At 37.0% G+C, this 21,592-nt stretch carries 19 protein-coding genes, 1 tRNA gene and 2 pseudogenes; 4 read left to right on the top strand and 18 right to left on the bottom strand.

The genetic code is table 11. From position 1 onward, the window contains the following. Positions 1 to 69: 69 nt before the first annotated feature. The 10 genes and pseudogenes from IPO27_11690 to IPO27_11645 all read right to left on the bottom strand — a co-directional run bounded on the left by IPO27_11690 (position 70) and on the right by IPO27_11645 (position 7,223). Entirely contained in the window at positions 70 to 981 is a 912-nt protein-coding gene (locus IPO27_11690) for a hypothetical protein (GenBank protein MBK8847161.1), read from the bottom strand. Then, positions 978 to 1,346 (bottom strand): hypothetical protein, encoded by a 369-nt coding sequence (locus IPO27_11685; GenBank protein MBK8847160.1) that lies wholly within the window; start codon positions 1,344 to 1,346, stop codon positions 978 to 980. Before IPO27_11685 ends, IPO27_11690 begins: the two co-directional genes overlap by 4 nt. Continuing rightward, on the bottom strand, positions 1,318 to 2,274 hold the full coding sequence (locus tag IPO27_11680; GenBank protein MBK8847159.1) for a hypothetical protein: 957 nt from the start codon (positions 2,272 to 2,274) through the stop codon (positions 1,318 to 1,320). The genes IPO27_11685 and IPO27_11680 overlap by 29 nt, the downstream gene beginning before the upstream one ends. A 4-nt stretch (positions 2,275 to 2,278) precedes the next feature. Beyond that, on the bottom strand, positions 2,279 to 3,409 hold the full coding sequence (gene wecB / locus IPO27_11675) for a UDP-N-acetylglucosamine 2-epimerase (non-hydrolyzing) (GenBank protein MBK8847158.1): 1,131 nt from the start codon (positions 3,407 to 3,409) through the stop codon (positions 2,279 to 2,281). Between the two features lie 15 nt (positions 3,410 to 3,424). Next, positions 3,425 to 4,066, bottom strand: coding sequence for an O-methyltransferase (locus tag IPO27_11670; GenBank protein MBK8847157.1), 642 nt, complete (start codon positions 4,064 to 4,066; stop codon positions 3,425 to 3,427). 60 nt (positions 4,067 to 4,126) lie between these two features. Beyond that, a tRNA-Met gene (locus IPO27_11665) sits at positions 4,127 to 4,200 on the bottom strand. Between the two features lie 295 nt (positions 4,201 to 4,495). After that, a complete protein-coding gene (locus IPO27_11660) occupies positions 4,496 to 5,140 on the bottom strand; it encodes an FMN-binding negative transcriptional regulator (GenBank protein ID MBK8847156.1) in 645 nt (214 codons plus the stop codon). A 22-nt stretch (positions 5,141 to 5,162) separates the two neighbouring features. Then, a complete protein-coding gene (locus IPO27_11655; protein ID MBK8847155.1) occupies positions 5,163 to 5,480 on the bottom strand; it encodes a hypothetical protein in 318 nt (105 codons plus the stop codon). A gap of 111 nt (positions 5,481 to 5,591) precedes the next feature. Next, positions 5,592 to 5,807, bottom strand: a complete 216-nt coding sequence (locus IPO27_11650) for a hypothetical protein (GenBank protein MBK8847154.1) — start codon at positions 5,805 to 5,807, stop codon at positions 5,592 to 5,594. A 22-nt stretch (positions 5,808 to 5,829) separates the two neighbouring features. Then, positions 5,830 to 7,223, bottom strand: a pseudogene (locus IPO27_11645) (arginine decarboxylase). 90 nt (positions 7,224 to 7,313) lie between these two features. Here IPO27_11645 and IPO27_11640 point away from each other — a divergent pair. Next, entirely contained in the window at positions 7,314 to 8,261 is a 948-nt protein-coding gene (locus tag IPO27_11640; protein ID MBK8847153.1) for an arginase, read from the top strand. Between the two features lie 244 nt (positions 8,262 to 8,505). On the opposite strand, the gene IPO27_11635 is transcribed toward IPO27_11640, so the two are convergent. From IPO27_11635 to mutL, 8 genes and pseudogenes are all read right to left on the bottom strand, one after another. After that, positions 8,506 to 9,738 (bottom strand): tetratricopeptide repeat protein, encoded by a 1,233-nt coding sequence (locus IPO27_11635; GenBank protein MBK8847152.1) that lies wholly within the window; start codon positions 9,736 to 9,738, stop codon positions 8,506 to 8,508. 89 nt (positions 9,739 to 9,827) lie between these two features. Continuing rightward, complete coding sequence (locus IPO27_11630) at positions 9,828 to 11,159, bottom strand: TolC family protein (protein ID MBK8847151.1); 1,332 nt, start codon at positions 11,157 to 11,159, stop codon at positions 9,828 to 9,830. A gap of 77 nt (positions 11,160 to 11,236) precedes the next feature. After that, entirely contained in the window at positions 11,237 to 12,595 is a 1,359-nt protein-coding gene (locus IPO27_11625) for an HlyD family efflux transporter periplasmic adaptor subunit (protein MBK8847150.1), read from the bottom strand. Between the two features lie 18 nt (positions 12,596 to 12,613). Further along, positions 12,614 to 14,266 carry an ATP-binding cassette domain-containing protein gene (locus tag IPO27_11620; GenBank protein MBK8847149.1) on the bottom strand — a complete coding sequence of 551 codons (1,653 nt, stop codon included), beginning with the start codon at positions 14,264 to 14,266 and terminating at the stop codon, positions 12,614 to 12,616. 8 nt (positions 14,267 to 14,274) lie between these two features. Then, on the bottom strand, positions 14,275 to 14,949 hold the full coding sequence (locus IPO27_11615; GenBank protein ID MBK8847148.1) for a TetR/AcrR family transcriptional regulator: 675 nt from the start codon (positions 14,947 to 14,949) through the stop codon (positions 14,275 to 14,277). 502 nt (positions 14,950 to 15,451) lie between these two features. After that, positions 15,452 to 16,345 carry a rhomboid family intramembrane serine protease gene (locus IPO27_11610; protein MBK8847147.1) on the bottom strand — a complete coding sequence of 298 codons (894 nt, stop codon included), beginning with the start codon at positions 16,343 to 16,345 and terminating at the stop codon, positions 15,452 to 15,454. A 306-nt stretch (positions 16,346 to 16,651) separates the two neighbouring features. Continuing rightward, positions 16,652 to 17,503: a rhomboid family intramembrane serine protease gene (locus IPO27_11605; GenBank protein MBK8847146.1), complete on the bottom strand. Its 852-nt coding sequence runs from the start codon at positions 17,501 to 17,503 to the stop codon at positions 16,652 to 16,654. Continuing rightward, a pseudogene (mutL, locus tag IPO27_11600) lies at positions 17,503 to 19,337 on the bottom strand (DNA mismatch repair endonuclease MutL). The gene IPO27_11605 and the pseudogene mutL overlap by 1 nt, the downstream one beginning before the upstream one ends. A 103-nt stretch (positions 19,338 to 19,440) precedes the next feature. Between mutL and IPO27_11595 the strand changes: the two are divergent. The 3 genes from IPO27_11595 to IPO27_11585 all read left to right on the top strand — a co-directional run bounded on the left by IPO27_11595 (position 19,441) and on the right by IPO27_11585 (position 21,558). Continuing rightward, on the top strand, positions 19,441 to 19,662 hold the full coding sequence (locus IPO27_11595; GenBank protein MBK8847145.1) for a rhomboid family intramembrane serine protease: 222 nt from the start codon (positions 19,441 to 19,443) through the stop codon (positions 19,660 to 19,662). Next, the gene (locus IPO27_11590) at positions 19,619 to 20,044 is read left to right on the top strand and encodes a rhomboid family intramembrane serine protease (protein ID MBK8847144.1); all 426 of its coding nucleotides are present in this window, start codon (positions 19,619 to 19,621) and stop codon (positions 20,042 to 20,044) included. The genes IPO27_11595 and IPO27_11590 overlap by 44 nt, the downstream gene beginning before the upstream one ends. Positions 20,045 to 20,286: 242 nt before the next feature. Continuing rightward, on the top strand, positions 20,287 to 21,558 hold the full coding sequence (locus IPO27_11585; protein MBK8847143.1) for a serine hydroxymethyltransferase: 1,272 nt from the start codon (positions 20,287 to 20,289) through the stop codon (positions 21,556 to 21,558). Positions 21,559 to 21,592: the final 34 nt, after the last annotated feature.

Genomic DNA, 21,592 nt, shown 5'->3' with positions numbered 1-21,592 from the left:
AACATGAAGGATTAAAAAGTGCAGGACATCTTAGTTGTAATCAATAACATGCGCGGTCACAAACAACCTTTATTCTTTCAACCATTTAATTGCTCGGGGCAATAAATTTTTTCTAACAAACAAATAGGGTTGCAACTCACTCCCAAAGCCTTTGTAAAATGAGGCCAGTGAGGTATTATTACTTCCTTCAAAATCTAAAATCTTTTGGCTGTTACAATTGATTTGTATCAGATGATTTACAAGTTTAAACATGGCCTTACTAGTGCGCCCTGCCGGTGCTACTGCCGAAAATAAAAAAACAATCCGGTTGTTGAATTCCAACGTAATGCAACCTGCCACCAACAAGTTATGTAAGGTAACACCATGTATTTTTATAACAACTTGCCCCTGGCAAGTTGTTATCAATTGTTTAAGTAATTGGTATTCTTTTGTTGTAAATTGTTTTACCTCTTTCCCTTTATTTTCTCTGAATAATTGAATAAGGGCATCAGCATCTTGCAATAAGGCTATTTGTAATTCTGCATTTGCATCTTTTAGGTTACGCTTGTGGTTGGTGCCAAACGTCTTTGCAAGCGCATCGTAACTTTCGTTTAGCCTTAGTATATAGTTATTGTTAGATTTTATCTGAAACGATGAATCATCAGTTGCATTGGCATGATTTAAATACAATTCAATTAATTTAAACTTGGCCGGTATTGCATGCAGAAACGAGTTTATGGTTTGTACCGATAATTTTTCGTCTCCATATATTCCCAATTGCTGAATAAAGAAGGGAGGAAATAGATAATGGAACCCCAGCTTTTTGCGATGCGGTAAAGGCATAATTATCTTGTAATCGTCTGCTACCAACGCATCCCACCCGGGGCATACCGTATTCAGATAGCATGATAGCCCATACATATTACCATTAACCGCGCGGCCAATAGCAAGGTCCCATTTAACCATATCAATTTCACTATGTGTTACATACGTAATGTTCATTTCAGTTGCAGGGTTTTAAGAAAAATTTGTTGCCAGCCTTTCCACATTCCCTGATCATTTACTGTTTCGTTGTGCCAGATGTAGTGAAACAATCCTCCAAATTTCTTTACTTCCATGTGCAGATTATTTATTTCGTGCCATGCCTGAGCAGGAGGTTTTTTTTGATAGAATACAAATGTTGCATCCATATAGGCAATGGGGTGAACAAGGAGTTCGGTCTCCGTATTTTTTTCTAAATCGAAAAAATAAAATGGAACGGCAGTTGATGCCCTAAAACCACAGGCATCTGCATAGCCCATGCTGTAATCGTTTTGTATACCACAACTTATGAGGTTGTTATAGGTTGATGGAAATTTTATTTTCAAAATGCTGTCGCGAATTTACAATGCTTGCACCTGTTATTTCTTCTAATCGGGCAGTTTCGGTTTTCAGTATTTGTAATTCGTCACTCGTGTATCCCGGATGCAAACCGGTTGTTGCTTGCAAACTCAGTTGCTGTATTAGTTTTATATACGTTGCATTGGTATGTGGCAGGTTGCGATCATAGGTTCCCTGATTAGCGGTCATTAGAAAAAAAGTAGGCGTTACGCTTTGTTCTTTGCAACTGCGCAGTATAAACTCATAGGTGTCATATGGATCCTTGTTTGTTAACAAGGACCTTATACGATGTGCCAGATTTGCAAAATCAAACTTCAACATATCTTTTCCTATACCGCCCAATGTTCGCGTAGCGCCTTTATGCAGATAGGCATACGCATTATCTACATCTATTCCGGGAGAATTAATTACTGTTTTATCAGGAGTAGGAGGTAGGTTGTGTTTTGCTGCAAGGTTGCTGTACAATATGTTTGCATAATATTGTATTAATGGAAGATGTAAGAAGTTCTCGCGGTAAGCCAACGATTGGTTGGCCGGAAATCGTTGATGCGCATCAGCTTCGAAAGGCAAGTATTCTTCGTAGCGAGTAATTAAGTAAAAGGATGCAGCTAACAAATCGAATGGCAATGAGTCATTGCCTGTTTTAAAAAATGCTTTCATTCCATTCCACTTTTCTACCTTAAAAGATTGAGGGGCAATGGCATCTTCAAATAAAATGGTATGGGGTATTATTTGCAAAACATCACTGATGTTTTGGTTTGAGTAATTAAGTTTAATACCCTGAGCTGCTTGAAAGGAATCGATATGGGTATAAAAAATAATTTTTTCGAATGGTAGTAGGGTAGTAAAAAAGTAATCGGCAATATACGTTAACCTGCTGCTTTGCTGCTTGGCATATATATGTATAGGCTCCATTTATTCAACTAAGGTGTTTTATCAAGCTATTGCAAATAAGTCGTGCTGCATGGCCATCACCAAATATTGGAGGATAAGTAAAGCGCTTTTTATTTTTCATTTTGTTTACTGCATTCACTATATCAGTAGCAGTAATTTTGGTAAGCATACTATTTCCATTTTTAACCAGCTCCTGCCATTCGGTTTCGTTGCGTAATACTACACAAGGTTTTTTGCAGAAAAAACTTTCGCGTTGTACACCACCCGAGTCAGTAATAATCAAAGCAGCATTTTTCTCAAGCCAAATCATTTCAAGGTAGCTAACCGGTTCAATCATATAAAGCAGCCTGGCATTAAATTTTATCTGATGTTGTATCATACTGCGCCTGGTGCGGGGATGTGCCGGAAACACTACCGGCATATTTTCTGATTTAGCTATTGTTTCTAACGCAGCAACAATGTTTTTAAGGCTGTTTGCATTATCCACGTTAAAATCGCGATGCACCGAAGCAAGAAAATAGTGCCCATCGCTCAATTTCAATTGCTTCATGGTTTGCGAATCATATTTCAGCTTTGAAGTAAATAATTCAAAGGCATCATACATGAGGTCGCCTGTGTTCATTACAAGTGGATTATTAATGCTTACGTTTTCTTTCTTTTTAAAATTAAAATTTTCACGTATTAAATTATTGACCGCACTTTGGGAAGTGCAAAATAAAAAGGAAGCAGCCTGATCAGCAGTTATGCGGTTAAGCTCCTCGGGCATGTGTTTGTTATAACTGCGCATACCTGCTTCTATATGTGCTACAGGTATATGCAATTTGCATGCGGCTAAAGCCGCAGCGAGGGTCGAGTTAGTATCACCATAGATAACAATAGCATCAGGACGTTCGGCCAATATTTCTTTTTCAATTTCAGAAATCATCCTTGCAATTTGATCGCCATGTGAGGCACTGCCGGTATGCAGATTCTTATAAGGTAAGGGTATATGCAGCTCATTAAAAAATACTGCGCTCATATTGGTATCGTAGTGCTGCCCGGTGTGCAATATTTTTTCAGTTATAAGATGTTGAAATTCGTTATTAATGCAGTAGCTAAGCGCTGCAGCTTTAATAAATTGTGGACGGGCGCCAACTATAGTCAACAGTTTAAGCATATGTAAAGAAGCAAATTATTTTTTTCGGATGAGCATAATTCCATCGCGTACCGGCAACAAAACATTTTCTACTGCTTCGCATTCTTGCACCTTGGTATTGAAAGCATGAATATGTTCGGTTTCTTCGTCTTGCTGGGAGAGAGGTTTAATCACATTGCCACTCCACAAGACATTGTCGGCAAGTATAAATCCTCCCGGTTTACAGGCGCTTAGGCAAATTTCAAAATAGGCAGGGTATGCCTCTTTGTTGGCATCAATAAAAATTAAATCAAAGTTCAGATTAAGATTTGGAACAATGCTAAGTGCATCGCCATGTATAAGTTTTAGTTTATCGGCTGTGTTAGCAGCAGCAATATTTTTTTGAGCAATGCTCAAAAACTCTTCGTTAGCATCAATAGAAATGAGCAAGCCATCTGCTGTTAATCCTTCGGCAAGGCAAAGGGCACTATAGCCGGTATAGGTGCCAATTTCAAGAATACGTTGGGGCTTAATCATGTGCGAAATCATTGCCAACACACGACCTTGCAAATGTCCCGATAGCATACGTGGTTGCATCACCTTGGCATAGGTGTTACGGTTAATTTCTGCTAGCAGCACACTTTCGGGAGAAGTGTGATCTTCGCTATATTTTTGTAAGGCAGGAGATATAAAATCCATCAGTTTTAAGGTTACATTGTTAAATAAAAAAACCGCTCATTATAGGAGCGGCTTTTGTAGTAGCGGAGACGGGAGTCGAACCCGTGACCTCAGGGTTATGAATCCTGCGCTCTAACCATCTGAGCTACCCCGCCAGGACAATGAAAGCACACATTTATGAGTGCCCCATTTTTTTGAGCGCGCAAATATAGAAGTTTTTCTATTCCTAAAAATTTTGAAGAAAATAATTGAGGTCGGTAATTTCAGGTGTCAGGTTTTTGATTTTTATATTTTCGGGTTAGGTTTAGCATCGCATCGGTGTCTAAAACCACATCTTTATTGGAATTAACTGCTCAATTGATAAATCAATTGGTTGGGTTATGTTTGTAAATGTAGTAAAATCAGAAACGTGCACTACTACAATTAATAAGGCGACAAAAGTCGTGGCGTTTATCTGTCGTTTTTTGGGTATAAGGTGTTGTATCTTTTTTCCATTTCTGAAGCTATCACACGCCCATTTTCATCTCGTGTTTTTAGTTTACTAATTATGTTTAAAAAGCTTTGTTCGTCACGGTCCTGACTAAGTTTAAATACAGTATCAAGTGAAGTTATTTCAATTTCGAAAACAATAATTGCTTTCATTACTCTTTCCAGATATGCGGCCGGTAGGTTATCGTAAATGGTGGTCGATTGTGGATTGTTATTTTCAAAATGGAGGGTGATTTTACGTAAGGCTTCTATTAACGCATCATTGCCAAGAAAGCGGATAACCCCCGCTGCATGCACACTCATATAGTTCCAGGTGGATGGTGTATGTGGATTGCTATACCATGTTCCACTTACGTAACAGTGATGACCAGTAAAAACAGCCAGCACATTGGGGTTATTTATAAATGCTTTATGATGACCTGAATTTCGCATAATATGCCCACGCAATGTTTGCTTACCATCATGTTCTTCGAAAAAGACAGGTACTTGCGTAGCTACCGGTTTTTGGTTGACATCAATTCCCGTAAGAAATGCAAATGGAAATTGCAACATAAATTCCTTGATAACCTCAGGGTTATTTTCTTTATGGAAAGGAAGATCGTACATTTGAAAATGTTTGAAGTAGCTATCAATATTTTGCCCCTGTTAGTTTATCAAAATATTTTTGGCTGCAAATTTTATAATCAGTTGGCATCGTTAATTCGGTAGGTTGGTTATTAATGTCAGTTGCTATCAGCGTCATAAGTGTTCCGTTATTGTCGAGCGGGTATGCATATTCAAGTAAGGCGCCATCAATAATCTTATAGTCTTTGCCAGCGCGTCCTGTTTTAATAATGTCTTTGGTGTACCAACCTGTTGTAGTTACACCATTATTAAAAGTGATTTCAACCTTATTACTCTCATGACTAAGAAAGATATTGGTAAGTTGGTGATGCACTTTTACCATTTTAATATTTTCCTTGTCGCTCTTTTTCAGTTTGCTTTTATAGCATATTTTTCCCCCAAAAATTTACCAGCTGGTATGTAACACGGTCGGTTTCATTGGTAACGGTTTCAATCAAGATGCTATCACGTTCGTTTTCATTACGGTACGATATTCCTTTTCGTTAAAAATTAGTTCGCACTTTACCGGAAGTTGCGACACAGTGGTTGCTATGCCGGATGCATTACTGTATTTAATATCATACCTGATTATACCTGCTTTGATTTTTTCGGTTTGCGCCATAACGCTAAACGAAAAACAAAACAACAATGCAACAACAATAAAACGCATAATTTTTTTTTTCAAAGGTAAATTAATACCCCAATATCTTCAACATCGATTTGGCGCTTTGCTCCTTTGCAAACAAACGGGTAGTGTATTTGCCATCTTCATCTCTATCAATTAGTACATGTTTTGGTGCAGGTACCAGGCAATGCTGAATGCCCCATACCCACCAAGGCTTTCCTGATAAGCACCGGTATGGAAAAATCCCAGGTATAATGGATCGTCACCTTCACTTACCTTTGGCATAAACACACGGTTGGTTTGCGACTCAAAACTATAGAAGTCTTCGCTATCACAAGTAAGTCCTCCAAGGTTGACACGTTGATATTCTTTATCCCAATTATTTATTGCAAGTAAAATAAATTTTTGATTGATGCCCCAGGTATCCGGCAGTGTAGTAATAAATGAGCTGTCAACCATGTTCCAGGTTTCTTTATCATTTTGTGTTTTTTGATGCAATGTTTTAAATAATACAGCACCGCTCTCGCCAACGGTAAAACTTCCAAATTCAGTAAATATGTTTGGCTCAGGAACTCCTGCTTTCTGGCAAGTACTCTTTATTAGGCTGATAATCTCATTAGCCATGTAATCGTAATCGTAATCAAAACTTAATGAGGTGCGTATGGGCCACCCCCCCCCAATATCAAGAGAATCAAGCGAAGGACATACCTTTTTTAGCTCACAATACTTGTCAACACCTTTGCTCAGCTCGCTCCAATAGTAGGCATTATCACGAATTCCGGTATTTATAAAAAAGTGTAAAAGCTTTAGCTCAACATTTGGATTGTTTTTCATTCTGGAATTTACGAATGGCGTAATGTCCTTATATCTGATTCCTAAGCGTGATGTATAAAATTCAAAATTCGGCTCCTCGTCTGCTGCAATGCGTATTCCTATCTTAAATTTCTTTTTCATTGCCTTTTCGTAGTAATCCAATTCGGCCATGTAATCCATAATCGGAATGGTGTTTTCGAAACCATCTTTCCAAAGGTCAATAATTCCATTCATGTATGTGTCTTTTTTAAAGCCATTACACAAGATGTAAGTTTCCTTGTTTAACTTACCCTGAGCGTGCAACTCTCTGATAATAGGAATATCAAAGCCTGAACTGGTTTCAATATGAATATCGTTTTTAAGCGCTTCTTCGAGCACAAAAGAAAAGTGCGAACTTTTTGTACAATAACAATAAGTATAGCTACCTTTGTAATCGTTGCGGGCCATGGCTACATTAAATATTCGCTTGGCCTTTTGTATTTGCGAGCTTATTTTAGGAAGGTAAGATATTTTTAATGGAGTGCCGTACTGTTCAATAATATCCATAATTGGAATACCATTAAAATGCAGACAGTTGTCTATAACATCAAAATCATCTTGTGGAAAATAGAATGTCTGCTTAATTAAGTCGATGTATTTATTCTTCATTTTTTAAAATTTAACTCTGATACATTATAAAAATTATGCCAACCTAAGTGAGTTGGATTATTAAATCAAGTGCAAATAAAGTTTTTTTATATGATTAAAAACGTAAAATTTATAGAAGTTAAGTCGGAAATAGGGGCAGGAACCCGAGGAGCCAGTCTTGGTCCCGATGCCATTAAGATAGCAGCACTTGACTATGGAAGCAACTTGTTCAGGCAAATAAACAGTACGGAGATTACCGTAGAGAACCAGTTATTGTTTGAGCGCGACAGTTCGCCCTATGCAAAACGCATTAAGGGTTTAATTGCTGTATATGAGCGCCTGGCTAAAGAAGTAGCAAGCACACTAAAGGCCAAAATATTTCCGGTAGTGCTGGCGGGCGATCATAGCACATCAGGTGGAACTATCTGTGGCATCAAGACTGCCTTTCCAAAATGCAGACTTGGGGTAATATGGATAGATGCCCATGCTGACCTTCATTCGCCTTACACCACACCATCGGGCAATATGCACGGAATGCCGTTGGCTGTGGTATTGAATGAAGACAATATTCCTAATAAGATAAATAAGCCGGACAAAGAAACGGTCGATATGTGGAATAAACTTAAGAGTATAGGTGGTGCAGGGCCAAAGTTTGATTATAATGATTTGATATTTATTTCGTTGCGAGATGTGGAACCGGAAGAGACATCTATCATAAAGAAAAACAAAGTTAAAGTAATTACAACTGCCGAGCTCAAGCGCAACGGAGTTGAAAAAATTGCCCGCGATACCTTGTCTCACCTCAATCACTGCACCCATATTTATATATCATTTGATGTTGATTGTATGGATAGCAGCATTTCCAAAGGCACAGGAACACCGGTGCGCAATGGCATAACTGAAAAAGAAGCAGGTAGCTTGTTGGTAAGACTTATTCAAAACGAAAAAGTTTGTTGTTTTGAAATTGCAGAAGTAAACCCAACTCTCGATAAAGAAAACTTAATGGCTGAAAATACTTTTGAAATTTTACAAAAGGCAATAAGTCAACTTACCAATTAGTTCAGCTAAGTTATTTGACCTTCAAGTATCTACAACAGTTTTCCTGTAAATAGTTTTAGCTTCTATAAGTTTCTATTAGAAGAAGAATTAGTATTTTTCTTCCTGACAGCAACAAGAAAATTATTTTGGTTGCTTAAAATTTGAAAATAGATCCTTTTTTATAAACCTATTTGCGCAGCATACAGGTTCATTAAATTAAACCGAAAGGCAACCGCCCAATAAATCGGTTATATATCATGATAAATTAATTACAGAATTTTTGTTTGAGCAATTCGGCAGGCGAATAGTTAAGTATGATTGCATAATCAAAATCCTGACAGGCCTCATTAATCCGGTAAAGCATTACATATGCAATAGCACGATTGTAATGGGCTTCGGCATAATCACTTTTATAACTAATTGCCTTGCTATAGTCGTCAATAGCTTCTTTATAATTGGAAAATAAAAGTTGAATGTTTCCACGCATATTATAATTTTCGGCAGCTGCAGGGTTTTGAGAAATAACCGTATTGATGTCATCGATGGCCCCACTATAATCGCCCATAAACTTTTTTAAATAAGCGCGGTTATACAATGCATCGCTGTATTGGGGTGCGTTTTTTATGGCCATATCATAATCGCTTAAACTTCCTTGCAGGTCGCCTAATTCTTTACGTACCAACGCTCGTGCAAAATATATCTTTGAGTTTTCTTTACTGAGCTCAATGGCTTTGTTTAAGTCATTTTGTGCTAAATCTTTTTTGTCGCTCATCCTGTAAGCAATAGAACGATTGTAGTATGCCTGTTCAAAGCCCGGGTTTAAGGCTAATGAGGTGTTCAGATATTTTATGGCTTCTGAAAAATTATTTCGCTTCATTGCTATCAATCCTAAAATATTGTTGGCCATTGCACCCAATGAATCGTCAGTTACAAGTTTCCTGGCTTGTTCTTCGGCTGCATTATATTCCGCAGCATTATAATTAGATAAAGCAAGCAGGAGTAAACTGTACGAATCATTTTTATTGGTTTTAGACAAAGAATCAGCCAGCGAAACAGCCAATGTAAAATTTTGGGCAAGTATATAATCTTCAACCAACTGTTCTTGCTCCGACTTATTCAAACCCTCCAATGCAATCGCCTTATTTATATCATCAATAGCACCTTTATAGTCCATTGCCAGTATTTTTAATTTTGCACGTTTGTCATAAATATAGAATGAGTAAGGGTTGATATCCAAAGCAATCGTCAAATCTTTGGATGCCTGATTGTAATTTCCCATTTTTTCGTGAAGCAAGGCTCGCTTAATATAGGCATCGGCAAAAGTTACATCCGTTTGTATGGCATGGGTGTAACTGAATATGGCATTAAATAAATCACCTGTCCTAATCCTGTTGTCTCCTTCTTGAACCAATCGGATTGCTTCTATGCGGTTAGCAGATTGCGCTGTAAGAGTGGCACTGCATGCCATTAATAAAATTAGGATATAAGCTATTCTCATTTTTTATATTGTTAGAGGTTGTTTTTTTTTCTTGATCTGATGCATTTTTTTGTTTTTAATTATACAAGCAAACATACGTTTTAGTTTAGCTATTTCATTTGAGATATCATACCCAATGAGTATGCAGTAAATAATGCTGCTTTATATTTTTTCGAAATCAGGTCAACATATTTATTTGATGCATTAATATAAGCAGATTCGCGAGCATTAATCATAAACAAGTTACTCTCGCCTGCATCAAATAGCGAGCGTTCAGCATTAAGCAGCGACATCTGATCGGTGAGTGTTTTGCCGTAAAAGTTTACCTGATCGGTTACAATTTCTAATTCGCGAACACCCATCTGCAGTTTGTTATTAAGTTGCACACGTTTGTTTTCTAAGTCAAGCTCTACTTCCTTCACCTTGATTTTCGCAAGTTTTAATTCTGCACGTTCCTTTCTAATAAATATCGGGAAACCTACAGATACACCCCATTTGTAGTTTTCAGTATTCAGGTTATTAATATTCGCATTGTTTTGTAATAGATTGTAATTGAGATCAACCACCGGTTTAAGTTTTTCTGATTTTAGCTCCTGATCAATCCTTAATTTACGCAGTTCTACCTGGTAATAATATATCAGGGGATGATTATTTATAGCTCCGGTATCATTCAAATTGGGCGGCAGCATTTTGTCAAATTCCTGTTCGGCAGCTGCATAGTCGGGTGCTACCAGGTTATCATTAATTTGCAAGGGTTCATCGTTGTCGTTCCAAATAAACGTGCTAAGCCAAAGTGTTTTATTGTTTAGTTCAATGCGACTTTGTAACATGCTTACATAACGCTCCTGCATTTGTATAGAAGCCTCAAGTGTATCTACCTTGCTGCGGTCGCCCGCGCGTTCGCTTTCAACTACAGCCTGCAAGCGTTGGTTGGTAGCATTGTAAGCCTCTATAGCAATTCGTTGTTGATTGAAGGCCAAAAACCAATCCCAGTAAGCTTTTCCCGCATCGTAACATAATTCGTTTTGCGCCAGAATTTGTTGTGATAGCGATGCCTGATTTATCAGTTTAGCTTTGCGCAATGCCGCTCTGCGCTCATCTATAAACAATCCTTGCCCAACGGGAATCGATATTCCGGCATACCAAAGGCCTGATGAGGGTGTGGTGTTTTCATCATTTAAAAAAACGCCATTGTTAGTTTCATAGCCACCTTTAAATTCGATACCATACCATGTTGGAATTTTTAAGCCACTATTCAACAGGGCAAAATAATTTTTCGACTCGAAAAATTTCTGATCGTAAACACCAAAGAGTTTAGGGTCAAAATTTCCACGCGCTTGTTGTTCGGCCATGGCACCTCTATCTACCATTAACCTTGCTGCTTTGCTAACCGGATGATTTGTAATGACCATTTGCATGAAGTCTGAATATTTCAGTACCATGGTCGTATCGGCTTTGCAATTATAAAGCGCACCAAGTAATAGGCAAAAAGAAATGTACAAGGCTTTCATTATCGTAATCACTTTTTTGAATTTTCTGTTTTTGTATTTTTTGCCTGGCTAACATAGTAATCAGGTGGGAAGGCATTTAACTGCCGCCATATCTCGTACCACACCGGAACATTTTTTAACATCATTAAGCTTTGTGTTGCAGCACCTAATTGCAAAGCATTAGGCCAAGCATGTTCTTTGGGGTCCGCGGCAACTAGTATTCGGTATTTACCGTTGGGGCTCACAAACTTATCCATTGATACCACAACACCACCATATGCACCATATGAAATAGTGGGCCATCCCGAAAATACAATTGCCGGCCATCCATCAAATTGAACACGAACAGCAGTGCCTATTGAAACAAGTGGTAAGTCAATCGGATTGACATACGTTTCTACAGCCAGTTCAAAATCAGAAGGCATGATGGTAATAAGTTCTTCTCCTTCTTTAACCACTTCGCCAATTCCAAATTTAACAGCTTTGGTAATAAATCCATTTTGTGCCGCAGTGATATAATAAAATTTATTGCGAATATTGTAATTAGCCAATTGATTATACATCTTGGTAACATCGGCTTCGGCATCATACATAGCCCCAAAGGCTGTTGCCTGGTCCGATTGTACCTTTGATATTTTTTCATTGTAATCTGCATTAATTGAACTAAGCTCTATTTGTGCATTTGTATATTCATTTTTTGTGTTTTCAAATTTGTTTTGAGCACTCACTTTTTTTGCCAGCGTTTCCTGCAATTTTAAACTGCGGGTTTCTAAATCTGTCAGCGATTTCAATCCTTTGTCATACATTTCTTTCATTCGCTGAAATTGCTGCTCAGCAATTTGATGCGCAATTGTTGCATTGGTAAAGTCGGCACTGTCAATTTTAATTTTGAAATCTGCCTGTAGTACTTTGTTACGTGCTTGTTCCAATTTAATTACCTGAGCATTTTGCAATGCCATAATCTGTGAGCTTAGTGCACCAATCTTGCTGGTATAGGAACCTATGCCCGATTGTTTATTCTGAATTTGTTTACTCAAATTTTGAATCAGGTTTGGATCAAAGTATTGTTCTTTAATTTCAGTAATATATACAATCGTATCTCCTTTCTGCACAAAGTCGCCTTCGCGCACATACCATTTATCTATTTTTCCTGCTATTACTGCATTAATGGCTTGCGGGCGTTGTTCCGGTTTCAGTGCTGTAACTGCACCACTTGATCGTATATTTTGAGTCCATGGCAGAAAAAGAAATAGTACTATCACTATTGCTAAAGCGATTAATATACGAGGTAGTGTTTTTCGCCTCGTCAGTTTTCCAACATAAGTTAATGTCTTTAGTTCATTAACCTTTATCTCGTTTACTATTGATTGTTTACCTATGTTCAACATGTTGTATTATTTTTTATATCAAGCTATACTAACCTGACCATCTTGTAACTTTATAGTTTTAGTGCACATCCTTGCCAGTAATTCATCAGCATTAGCAGTAATTACAATCCAGCTATGTTCTTTTGAGGTAATGTATTCGTATATTTCTGCACGTTCTGCAATTGAAATATGTTCAGGGCAGTGTTCCAGCATAAGAATGCGTGGCTTGCAAATAATACTGCGTGCAAGCAATATCTTTTGAATGTTGCTTTTGCTAAGACCAATTCCTTCGCTCATCAATTGCGTTTCTATGCCATTTGGCAGTTGGTTTATATAATCTTGCAAAAACAATTTTTTATTTAGTTCTACTATTTCTTCATAGTCGATTTTTTCACCAAGTGTTATATTTTCAAGTATAGTGCCTTCAAATAATTTTCCATGGGCATAACTATTAAAAGTCATGCTATAGTTTTGGTTATACTTAAACACTGATAACGGAATAGAGTTAATCGTAATGTTACCTTCGGTTGGGTTTAACATGCCAGCAAGCAAGTGTAGAAATGTTGACTTTCCGCTATCGCTTTTACCATCAATGTTTATAATACTGTTGGTAGAGAGATTTATGTTAATATTATTGAGTACATTTTTTGTTTGATTGCTATACTTAAAACTAACATTATTGAACTCGATTATTAGGTTTGTAAGTGGGTTATTAAAAGTGAGGTCGCTCTTTTCCTTAATTTCGATAGGCATATCCATCACCTCGCCAATTTTTTCAAGCGAGGTAAGCACATCATAAATGCTTTCTAAATATAAAACCAGCTTTTCAACACTATTTAATACCAGAAGAATTATGATTTCGGCTGCAACAAATTGTCCTATGTTTATTTTCTGATTTAATACTAACAATCCACCAATGATAAGTAACCCAGCAGCTATAAATATTTTAAATACAACGAATAGATAAAACTGTTTTCTAAGAATAGAAAAATGTTTTTCGCGAGCCCATAGGTAGGTGCCGGTATTGGAATCGGTATGGCGCAGAGGCAATGCTGAAAACAAGGCTTGCCTGAACAAGTCGCGTGTGCGTGCAAGTTCTTCGAGCCATGCTGCAGCCCTGTATTTGTATTTGCTTTCAATAATACTTGTTCGTAAACCTTCTTTAAATGTAAATCTAAAAATGGTCCACATTACTATAATTAGCAAAACACTAAAAAGAATAAATACCGGATGATAGAATGATAATAATGCCAATCCAAACAAAATCTGTATAGCTGCAGAAGGTAACTCTATCAAAATTTTCGGTAATCCTTTTTGAAGCGTTAGTGTATCAAAAAATCGGTTCATTAACTCAGGAGCATATACGCTTTCCATGGCCTTTGGCGATATTTTTGGAATACGAAAGGTAAAGTCAAAGGCCGACCTTACAAATACTTTCTGTTGAATATCTTCGATAATACGCATTTGCATAATATGCAAAACTCCGTTAAAAGCCAAACCAACAAGCACCACTGCCACCAGTAGTACATAGGAATATGAAATCCGACCACCTTGTATTAGGTTAATTATAGACTGTATGCCTAAGGGTAGTGTAAGGCTAATAATACCACTAAAAATCGCATAAATATAGATGCTGTTAATTTCGCGTCTGTCCTCATGCAACAGTAGCCAGAATCGTTTGATAGGAGTCATTGTTAGGATTAGTTTTTAATGGCTTTAAAAATCAGATTTGTATAAAACTTTGTAATCATATTTACTTTTTTTGTGTTGGTTAGCCGGGGTAGGTGTTCTGCAAAAAACATTTGAAGATGTGCGCCTTCTATCATCGTGCTGGCCAGCATGTTTGGGTATTCATATCGCTTGTTTATCTCTAAAATAATATCGCTTACTCGCGCTACTACTTGCTTGTAAGCAAAGTATGCTCCCAGGTTGTTTTCCTTGTCTACATCCTTTATAAGAAAAGACTTTTGAGATTCATTAGCTATAATATTATGAAGATTGCTAAGATTGATATATCCCGATTCCCATTTTGTTTCGATTGGCGTTGTTAGAATTTGAATCGATTTTTCGAGTCGCTTTGTAGGTGAGGGTATGTTGTTTAACTCAAGCCCAAGTTGGAAGTCGATAAATTCCCAGTACCAGGATGTAATATATATCAAGAACTTGTATTTATTTTCAAAATACCGGTATATTGAAGCCTCGGTTGAGTTAATTGCTATCGCTAATTTTCGAAACGTAAAATCATCAAAGCCCAACTCAGCTATCATGTCAATACCATGCATTATTAGTTTGCGCCCCAAGTCGGAGGTTTCCGGGTCTTTTCTAAACAGCGATGTGTTTAAATGGAATTTTATTTTTGATAGGTTAGTCTGCATTGAACTTTAATTTGTACAAATGTAATAGTAATACTATCATTATTGCAAGCGAGTTAACTATTATTTAGTCATCTATCATTCAATTTTCATATTAGGTTTTAGCTGCAATAATAGATAGGGGCCTGTAATAATTCTCAATTAACTATTGTTTCGTATTGTTTAAAAATATTTTTTTTTGGCATTATGAGTAAAAGACCTTGAAGGGCCGTAGTTAGTTAAATCGGTTTATATTAAATTCTCTCCAAACATTGAATCTATGATTCAATGCCAAGTGGGTTATTTTTAAACATATGCATTTGCTTGCAATAGAATGGAAGGGGCTATAAGGTGTATTGCCTTAAATATAGTGCATCATAGAATTAGATCTATGCACTGCTCAACCAACAAAATTAACTTCAACACGCTTAGATTCAACTAAAAGAAGAGAGCCGGCAGGTAAATAAACATGGTAATTGAACTAAGGCAGTATATACTAACTAGACCAATTTTGAAAGTGGAAAATCTATCCGCCACCTTTGCGGTTGCTTTCTTTGAATAGTATTTGGCGCTCCGATTCACTCAAGCTGTTAAAGCCACTCTTATTTATTTTATCAAGAATCTCGTCTACCTCTTCTTGTTTGGTTTTCTTGCGTATATTAAATTGTTCGTCTGATTCTGTTCGCTTGTTGCGAACAACTCGCATATGCGGAGAACCTTTTTTGCCACTTAATTTTGCAATTATTTTTTGAAGCCATAACGTTAAGTCGTTACCTTTTTGAAGTTGTACCATATAAATAAAGCCAAACACTGCACCTCCAATGTGCACCATTTCGCCTCCTGCATTGCTGCCCCATGAGTTTATAACAAACAGGAAGAAGAAGATTATTGCAATCCATTTTAGTTTAACAGGACCTATAAGCCGTAAGTGTAATTCATGACCAGGCAAAAGCACAGCAGTAGAAACCATGATACCCACTATAGAACCACTTGCACCTTTAACCAAAGCATCAGCATTACTAAAATAAGGCAGGGTATTATACGCAAGAAGGTAAAGAATACCACCTGCAAGTCCTGCACATAAATATAAGGCCAAAAGTTTGGCCCTGCCAAGGTACTCTTCAAATAAATTACCAAAGGTGTACAATGCAAGCATATTAAATAATATGTGCAACACATCGGTTTGAAAAAACATGTAAGTAAACATGCTCCACAGTTGCAATACTAATAGTCTTAAATTAGACGGTAAGCAAAGGTACCTATGGGCATAGGAGATTAAAACATCGCCAACACCACTTAGTATGAATATAGCCAGAATAATATTGTAGGCTAAAAATATAATGCAATTAATGAGTAGAAGTTTCATGGTCATATTACCACCATGAAAAGTTGTATTCCACTCATTACGTAATTTGCCCATTCTTTAATGTTAGATTAGAAAACAAAGTTGCAAATTATATAGCTCCATAACAATGATTTCGAATACTTGGTTGAATTATTTTTTTAACATAAGAAAAAAATTGGATAACTCTTACATAGTCTCTATCATTCAACTTTATTTATGCAAAGATTTTAGCCCAGCAGAAGTAAAATGTTTGAAAATTAGGCACCACGAATATTTTCATATAATTAGGTATATATCGAATACAAACGGCACATGTTTTTGAAGAGCAATAATTAAGAGGGAGTTTTAAAAAATGGTCTTTACCATTTTTAAGATGCATATTTATACAAGCCCTTTTTTCTTCCACCATAATAATATAATACAGCCAACCCCCATACCTGCCAGGTGGGCAAGGTGCGCAACATTATCGCCCGGTATAAATTGTTGCATAAACAAAAACTCTATTATACCATACAATAGGACCATGTATTTGGCCTTTATGGGTAAAACAAAAAATAATAGGAGTACTTGCTCTGGAAAAAGTAATCCAAATGCTAGAAGTATTCCATAGACTGCTCCAGAAGCACCAACAATACTGCTATAATTTTTCCCATCAGTAAACATGATGAGAATTTTTCGTGCTTCAGTTATGTGCACAGCTGAGTCGGGGTTTTCTTTCCATTCAGTGTAAAAACGTTCTATCTGTGGAAGCGCATTTTCATTAAGCATGTGCTTATACTTTAGAATGTAGTTGTAAAAATCGAATGGTGTTATATCTCTTATTAATTCACTAATTTCAATTTGATATGCATAAGCCTGATAATTGGTATAGCCCCAATACAACAGCACAGCTCCAAGCGCGCAAATCATGTAATAAATAAAAAACTTCTTCGAACCTAGCCGTTGTTCTACCATACCACCAAACATATATAGTGCAAACATATTTGCCAGTAAGTGCATAAAACTAACATTACCATATTGACCAACATAAGCATGTGCAAAGGCATAGGTAATAAATTGCCATGGCCTGAAGTTTTCAGATTCATAATTATACAAACCGAGAACTGTATTCAAATCAAAGTTGAATTGGAAGTATAACAAACATGACAAAGCAAAAACAGATATATTAACAATGAACAGCCACTTGACTACCGGAGTCATGGCATAAGGGTTGTATGAGCGATATGAGTTCATTAGATTTTTCTATCAAATAGCCCTTGCACCATAGCCTTGTTTAACCTAATTACAATTGGTTTACCGGTATTGGTAGTTTCATAGTTTGGGCATGCAAGCAGGTCTTTGTATATTTTTTTTTGTTCCTCTTTACTTAAAAGGCTTCCTCGTTTAATACTCAAGCCCAGCGCTACAGAAATGGCCAGCCTCGATTGAGCCTGTTGTTTGAATTCGGTACTGTTATTTTTATACTGCTCAATTATTTTTTCAATTACATTTTGTTCTCCATCATAATTGAAATAGGATGGCATTCCATTTACCACAAACGAATTTCCACCAAACTCATTTATTTCAAATCCTATTTTTTGTAATTGAGGCATAAGTTCCTGCAAGACCAAAGTGTCCTGTGCCGTGAGTTCTAACGTTGTAGGAAACAATTTTTGTTGCATCGCGGTATGCTCAGCATTTAGCTGGGCTAGTACTCGGTGGTAAATTATTTTTTCATGAGCTAGTTGTTGGTCTATAAGGAGCAACTCCAGCGGATTGCGTATTACGATGTAACTGTTTTGCAATTGCGCAAAATCAAAGTGCTCATGAGAATTAAAATGTTCTTGTTCAAATGCACTGCGCGAAAGCACAGGTTCATTTCCGCTTTTAGTTAATTCACGTTGCAAGATATCCCAGCTTTTAGTAACATTAGTATGTTGTTCAAAGGTACTTAGCTTAGGGGGAGCAACATAGTTATCAGACTTAAATGGATTGTAGTCCTTATTCACTATTAATTGAGGAGCTTGTGGTATACTTTGCAACTTACTCAAAGGGATTTCAAAACTTTTTCCTGGTCAAAATCGAGAGTAGGGGAAATGCTATATTTTCCTAACGCCTGTTTTATTGCTGCGCGTAATATGCTGTATACAGATTTCTCATCTTCAAAGTTAATTTCTGTTTTAGTCGGGTGAATATTTATATCGATAGTTGCAGGATTTATTGTAATGTTCAACCAATACGAAGGAAAAGTTTCCTTCGGCAAAAGATCTTCAAAGCCTGCATTTATAGCGTGATGCAGAAAGGCGTTGCGAATAAATCGGTCATTAATAAAAAAGTATTGCTCACCTCGCTTGCGCTTTGCAAACTCTGGTTTACCAATAAAACCTGTAACCGCAATAATTGAAGTATCCTCATTTACCGGCACTAACCGTTCGTTATAGGCGGCTCCATACAATGCACAAATGCGTTGACGCAAATTACCAGGTCTTAAATTGTAGACCTCAATGCCATTATGCATAAATGAAAAGCTTAGGTTATAATGTGGCAATGCCAAACGTTCTAGTTCTTCAATTATATGTTTGGTTTCAAGATTGTTTGATTTTAAAAAATTTCGTCTTGCTGGAACATTAAAAAATAAATTTTTTACAGCTATACTCGTTCCAGTTGCACAAGCAATTGGCTCCTGTTTTTTGCAAACACTACCTTCTATTTCAATATAAGTACCCGCATCTGCATCCTGTAATCTCGATTTTAGTTCTACCTGCGCAACAGCTGCTATAGCAGCCAGCGCCTCACCTCTAAAACCTTTCGTAAGTAATTCATAAAGGTCATCAATCTTTTGAAGCTTGCTTGTTGCATGTCTTTCAAAACAAAGACGTGCGTCTGTTTCGCTCATGCCTTTGCCATTATCAATTACTTGTATTAAAGTCTTTCCTGCATCATTAATAATTAACTTAACATCCGTAGCACCTGCGTCAACACTATTTTCCAATAATTCTTTGACTACCGAAGCAGGGCGAACAATAACCTCACCGGCTGCTATCTGGTTAGCAACCGAATCGGGTAATACATTTATTATATCTGCCATATTGAGCCCGCAAAATTATTTTATTATTTCTAAATTTTGAATCTTAATTAAACCATGCCAGTAATTCTTCTTAAGTATATTTGCCCTTCATAAACATAATAATATGACTCAGTTTATCTGTATTGCCATAGCCATCACAAGCATTCTGGGATTTAATAATGCAGAATTAGTCAACAAGCTAATTCTTGACCCCTATATGGCACACAAGAAAAATCAGTTATATCGCTTGATTTCGTGTGCTTTTGTACATGCCGATGTGCCACACCTTGCTTTTAACCTCATTGCTTTTTTATTCCTTCGGACAGTATCTCGAAATGTATTTTAAGTTTACCTATCCTGAAAATTACTACCTTTTTTATGGTGCCTTGTTGCTGGGTGGGCAAGTGGCTTCGGTGCTCCCTACTTATATCAAACAGCGACATTCATTAACATATCGTTCGCTTGGAGCATCGGGAATGGTTACTGCCGTAGTATTCGCTACAATCATTGTTCAACCGTGGGGCATCAAAATTTGGGGAATAATTCCCGGAATAATTTTTGGTGTTATATATCTGGCTTACGAGCACTATGCAAGCAAAAACACCCATGATAACATAAATCATGAAGCACACTATTGGGGAGGATTATTCGGTATTGCCTTTATGTTTCTTAGCAAACCAACTGCTATTTTTGAATTCCTGGAAAAATTAATGAATCCGGTGTTTTAAAAAGAGAGAATTTCATCAGCCCCATAAAAGTCGCTATATTCATTTTCTTTCGTATAATAGTTACATAAGCTCATCTCATTAATGTTGAACGATAAAAGTGTTAGTTATAAAACACTATAAAGTTTATCACTACAATGCTTAGTAGCTAGGTTTTGAACGGGGTTAGATTAGCTTATTTTGTTGCAACTGTAACTTTCAAATTTTGTATTACTTTGCGGCACATTTTTTTTAAATTTAGATTTATGATAAAAAAGGATACTGAGGTTTGGAGCCTGGTTAAAGCGGAGCTTTCAAGACAAAGACATGGAATAGAATTAATTGCATCAGAAAACTTTGTTGGCAAAGATGTGATGGCGGCTATGGGTACTTGTCTTACAAACAAATATGCAGAAGGACTTCCGGGTAAAAGATATTACGGAGGTTGCGAAGTGGTAGATGTTATAGAACAATTGGCTATTGATAGGGCTAAAGAATTATTTAATGCAAAATGGGCAAATGTGCAGCCACATAGTGGCGCACAAGCTAATGCAGCAGTAATGCTTGCTACATTAAATGCAGGCGATAAGCTCCTCGGTTTTGACCTATCACATGGAGGGCATCTTACGCATGGAAGCCCGGTTAATTTTTCTGGAAAATTATACAAACCATCTTTCTATGGTGTAGATCAAAGTACTGGATTGATTAATTATGATCTGGTTGAAGCAAAAGCAAAAAAGGAAAGGCCTAAACTTATTATATGCGGAGCTTCAGCATATTCCCGCGATTGGGATTATATTAAATTTCGAAAAATAGCTGACAATATTGGTGCAATACTTCTAGCAGATATTTCTCATCCGGCAGGTCTTATAGCTCGAGGACTTTTAAATGACCCTGTACCACATTGCCATGTAGTTACTACTACCACGCATAAAACACTAAGAGGTCCTCGTGGCGGAATGATTCTTATGGGTAATGACTTTGCTAATCCATATGGCATTAAAACGCTAAAAGGAGAAATACGAAGCATGACTTCACTTATGGATGGCGCTGTTTTTCCTGGCACACAAGGCGGACCACTTGAGCATGTTATTGCAGCCAAAGCAATAGCCTTTCACGAAGCATTGTCTGATGACTATATGCGTTACTGCCTTCAGGTTGTAAAAAATGCAAGAGCCATGGCTAATGCGTTCATAAGTCTTGGATATAAAGTAATATCGGGAGGAACAGATAATCATATGATGTTGATTGACCTGCGCAGTAAAGGAATTACTGGAAAAGATGCAGAACAAGCTCTGGTTCAGGCTGATATTACCGTAAATAAAAACATGGTTCCATTTGATGATAAATCTCCTTTTGTTACATCCGGCATTCGAATAGGGGCTGCAGCAATGACCACTCGTGGGTTCAAAGAAAAAGATGCTATTAAATCGGTTAAATTAATTGATAAGGTAATTACCAAATCTGGTAACTTGACAGAAATTGCATTAGTCAAAAAGGAAGTTAATAAAATGATGCAAAAGTTCAAACTGTATTAAGCGACAATAAACACGAGTTAAGAGCGTTTACCTT

This window comes from Bacteroidota bacterium (assembly GCA_016714535.1).
Lineage (GTDB): Bacteria > Bacteroidota > Bacteroidia > AKYH767-A > OLB10 > JADKFV01.
This window is presented reverse-complemented; position numbering and strand designations above follow the sequence as displayed.

What these genes read in the sequence shown, in the direction of transcription:
- IPO27_11655 (MBK8847155.1), bottom strand. Translation starts at nt 5,480, where the DNA reads ATGGTAAAAGTGCATCACCAACTTACCAATATCTTTCTTAGTCATGAG.
- IPO27_11660 (MBK8847156.1), bottom strand. Translation starts at nt 5,140, where the DNA reads ATGTACGATCTTCCTTTCCATAAAGAAAATAACCCTGAGGTTATCAAG.
- IPO27_11635 (MBK8847152.1), bottom strand. Translation starts at nt 9,738, where the DNA reads ATGAGAATAGCTTATATCCTAATTTTATTAATGGCATGCAGTGCCACT.
- IPO27_11650 (MBK8847154.1), bottom strand. Translation starts at nt 5,807, where the DNA reads ATGCGTTTTATTGTTGTTGCATTGTTGTTTTGTTTTTCGTTTAGCGTT.
- IPO27_11585 (MBK8847143.1), top strand. Translation starts at nt 20,287, where the DNA reads ATGATAAAAAAGGATACTGAGGTTTGGAGCCTGGTTAAAGCGGAGCTT.
- IPO27_11630 (MBK8847151.1), bottom strand. Translation starts at nt 11,159, where the DNA reads ATGGTACTGAAATATTCAGACTTCATGCAAATGGTCATTACAAATCAT.
- IPO27_11640 (MBK8847153.1), top strand. Translation starts at nt 7,314, where the DNA reads ATGATTAAAAACGTAAAATTTATAGAAGTTAAGTCGGAAATAGGGGCA.
- IPO27_11625 (MBK8847150.1), bottom strand. Translation starts at nt 12,595, where the DNA reads ATGTTGAACATAGGTAAACAATCAATAGTAAACGAGATAAAGGTTAAT.
- IPO27_11690 (MBK8847161.1), bottom strand. Translation starts at nt 981, where the DNA reads ATGAACATTACGTATGTAACACATAGTGAAATTGATATGGTTAAATGG.
- IPO27_11680 (MBK8847159.1), bottom strand. Translation starts at nt 2,274, where the DNA reads ATGGAGCCTATACATATATATGCCAAGCAGCAAAGCAGCAGGTTAACG.
- IPO27_11615 (MBK8847148.1), bottom strand. Translation starts at nt 14,949, where the DNA reads ATGCAGACTAACCTATCAAAAATAAAATTCCATTTAAACACATCGCTG.
- IPO27_11595 (MBK8847145.1), top strand. Translation starts at nt 19,441, where the DNA reads ATGACTCAGTTTATCTGTATTGCCATAGCCATCACAAGCATTCTGGGA.
- wecB (MBK8847158.1), bottom strand. Translation starts at nt 3,409, where the DNA reads ATGCTTAAACTGTTGACTATAGTTGGCGCCCGTCCACAATTTATTAAA.
- IPO27_11620 (MBK8847149.1), bottom strand. Translation starts at nt 14,266, where the DNA reads ATGACTCCTATCAAACGATTCTGGCTACTGTTGCATGAGGACAGACGC.
- IPO27_11610 (MBK8847147.1), bottom strand. Translation starts at nt 16,345, where the DNA reads ATGGGCAAATTACGTAATGAGTGGAATACAACTTTTCATGGTGGTAAT.
- IPO27_11670 (MBK8847157.1), bottom strand. Translation starts at nt 4,066, where the DNA reads ATGGATTTTATATCTCCTGCCTTACAAAAATATAGCGAAGATCACACT.
- IPO27_11605 (MBK8847146.1), bottom strand. Translation starts at nt 17,503, where the DNA reads ATGAACTCATATCGCTCATACAACCCTTATGCCATGACTCCGGTAGTC.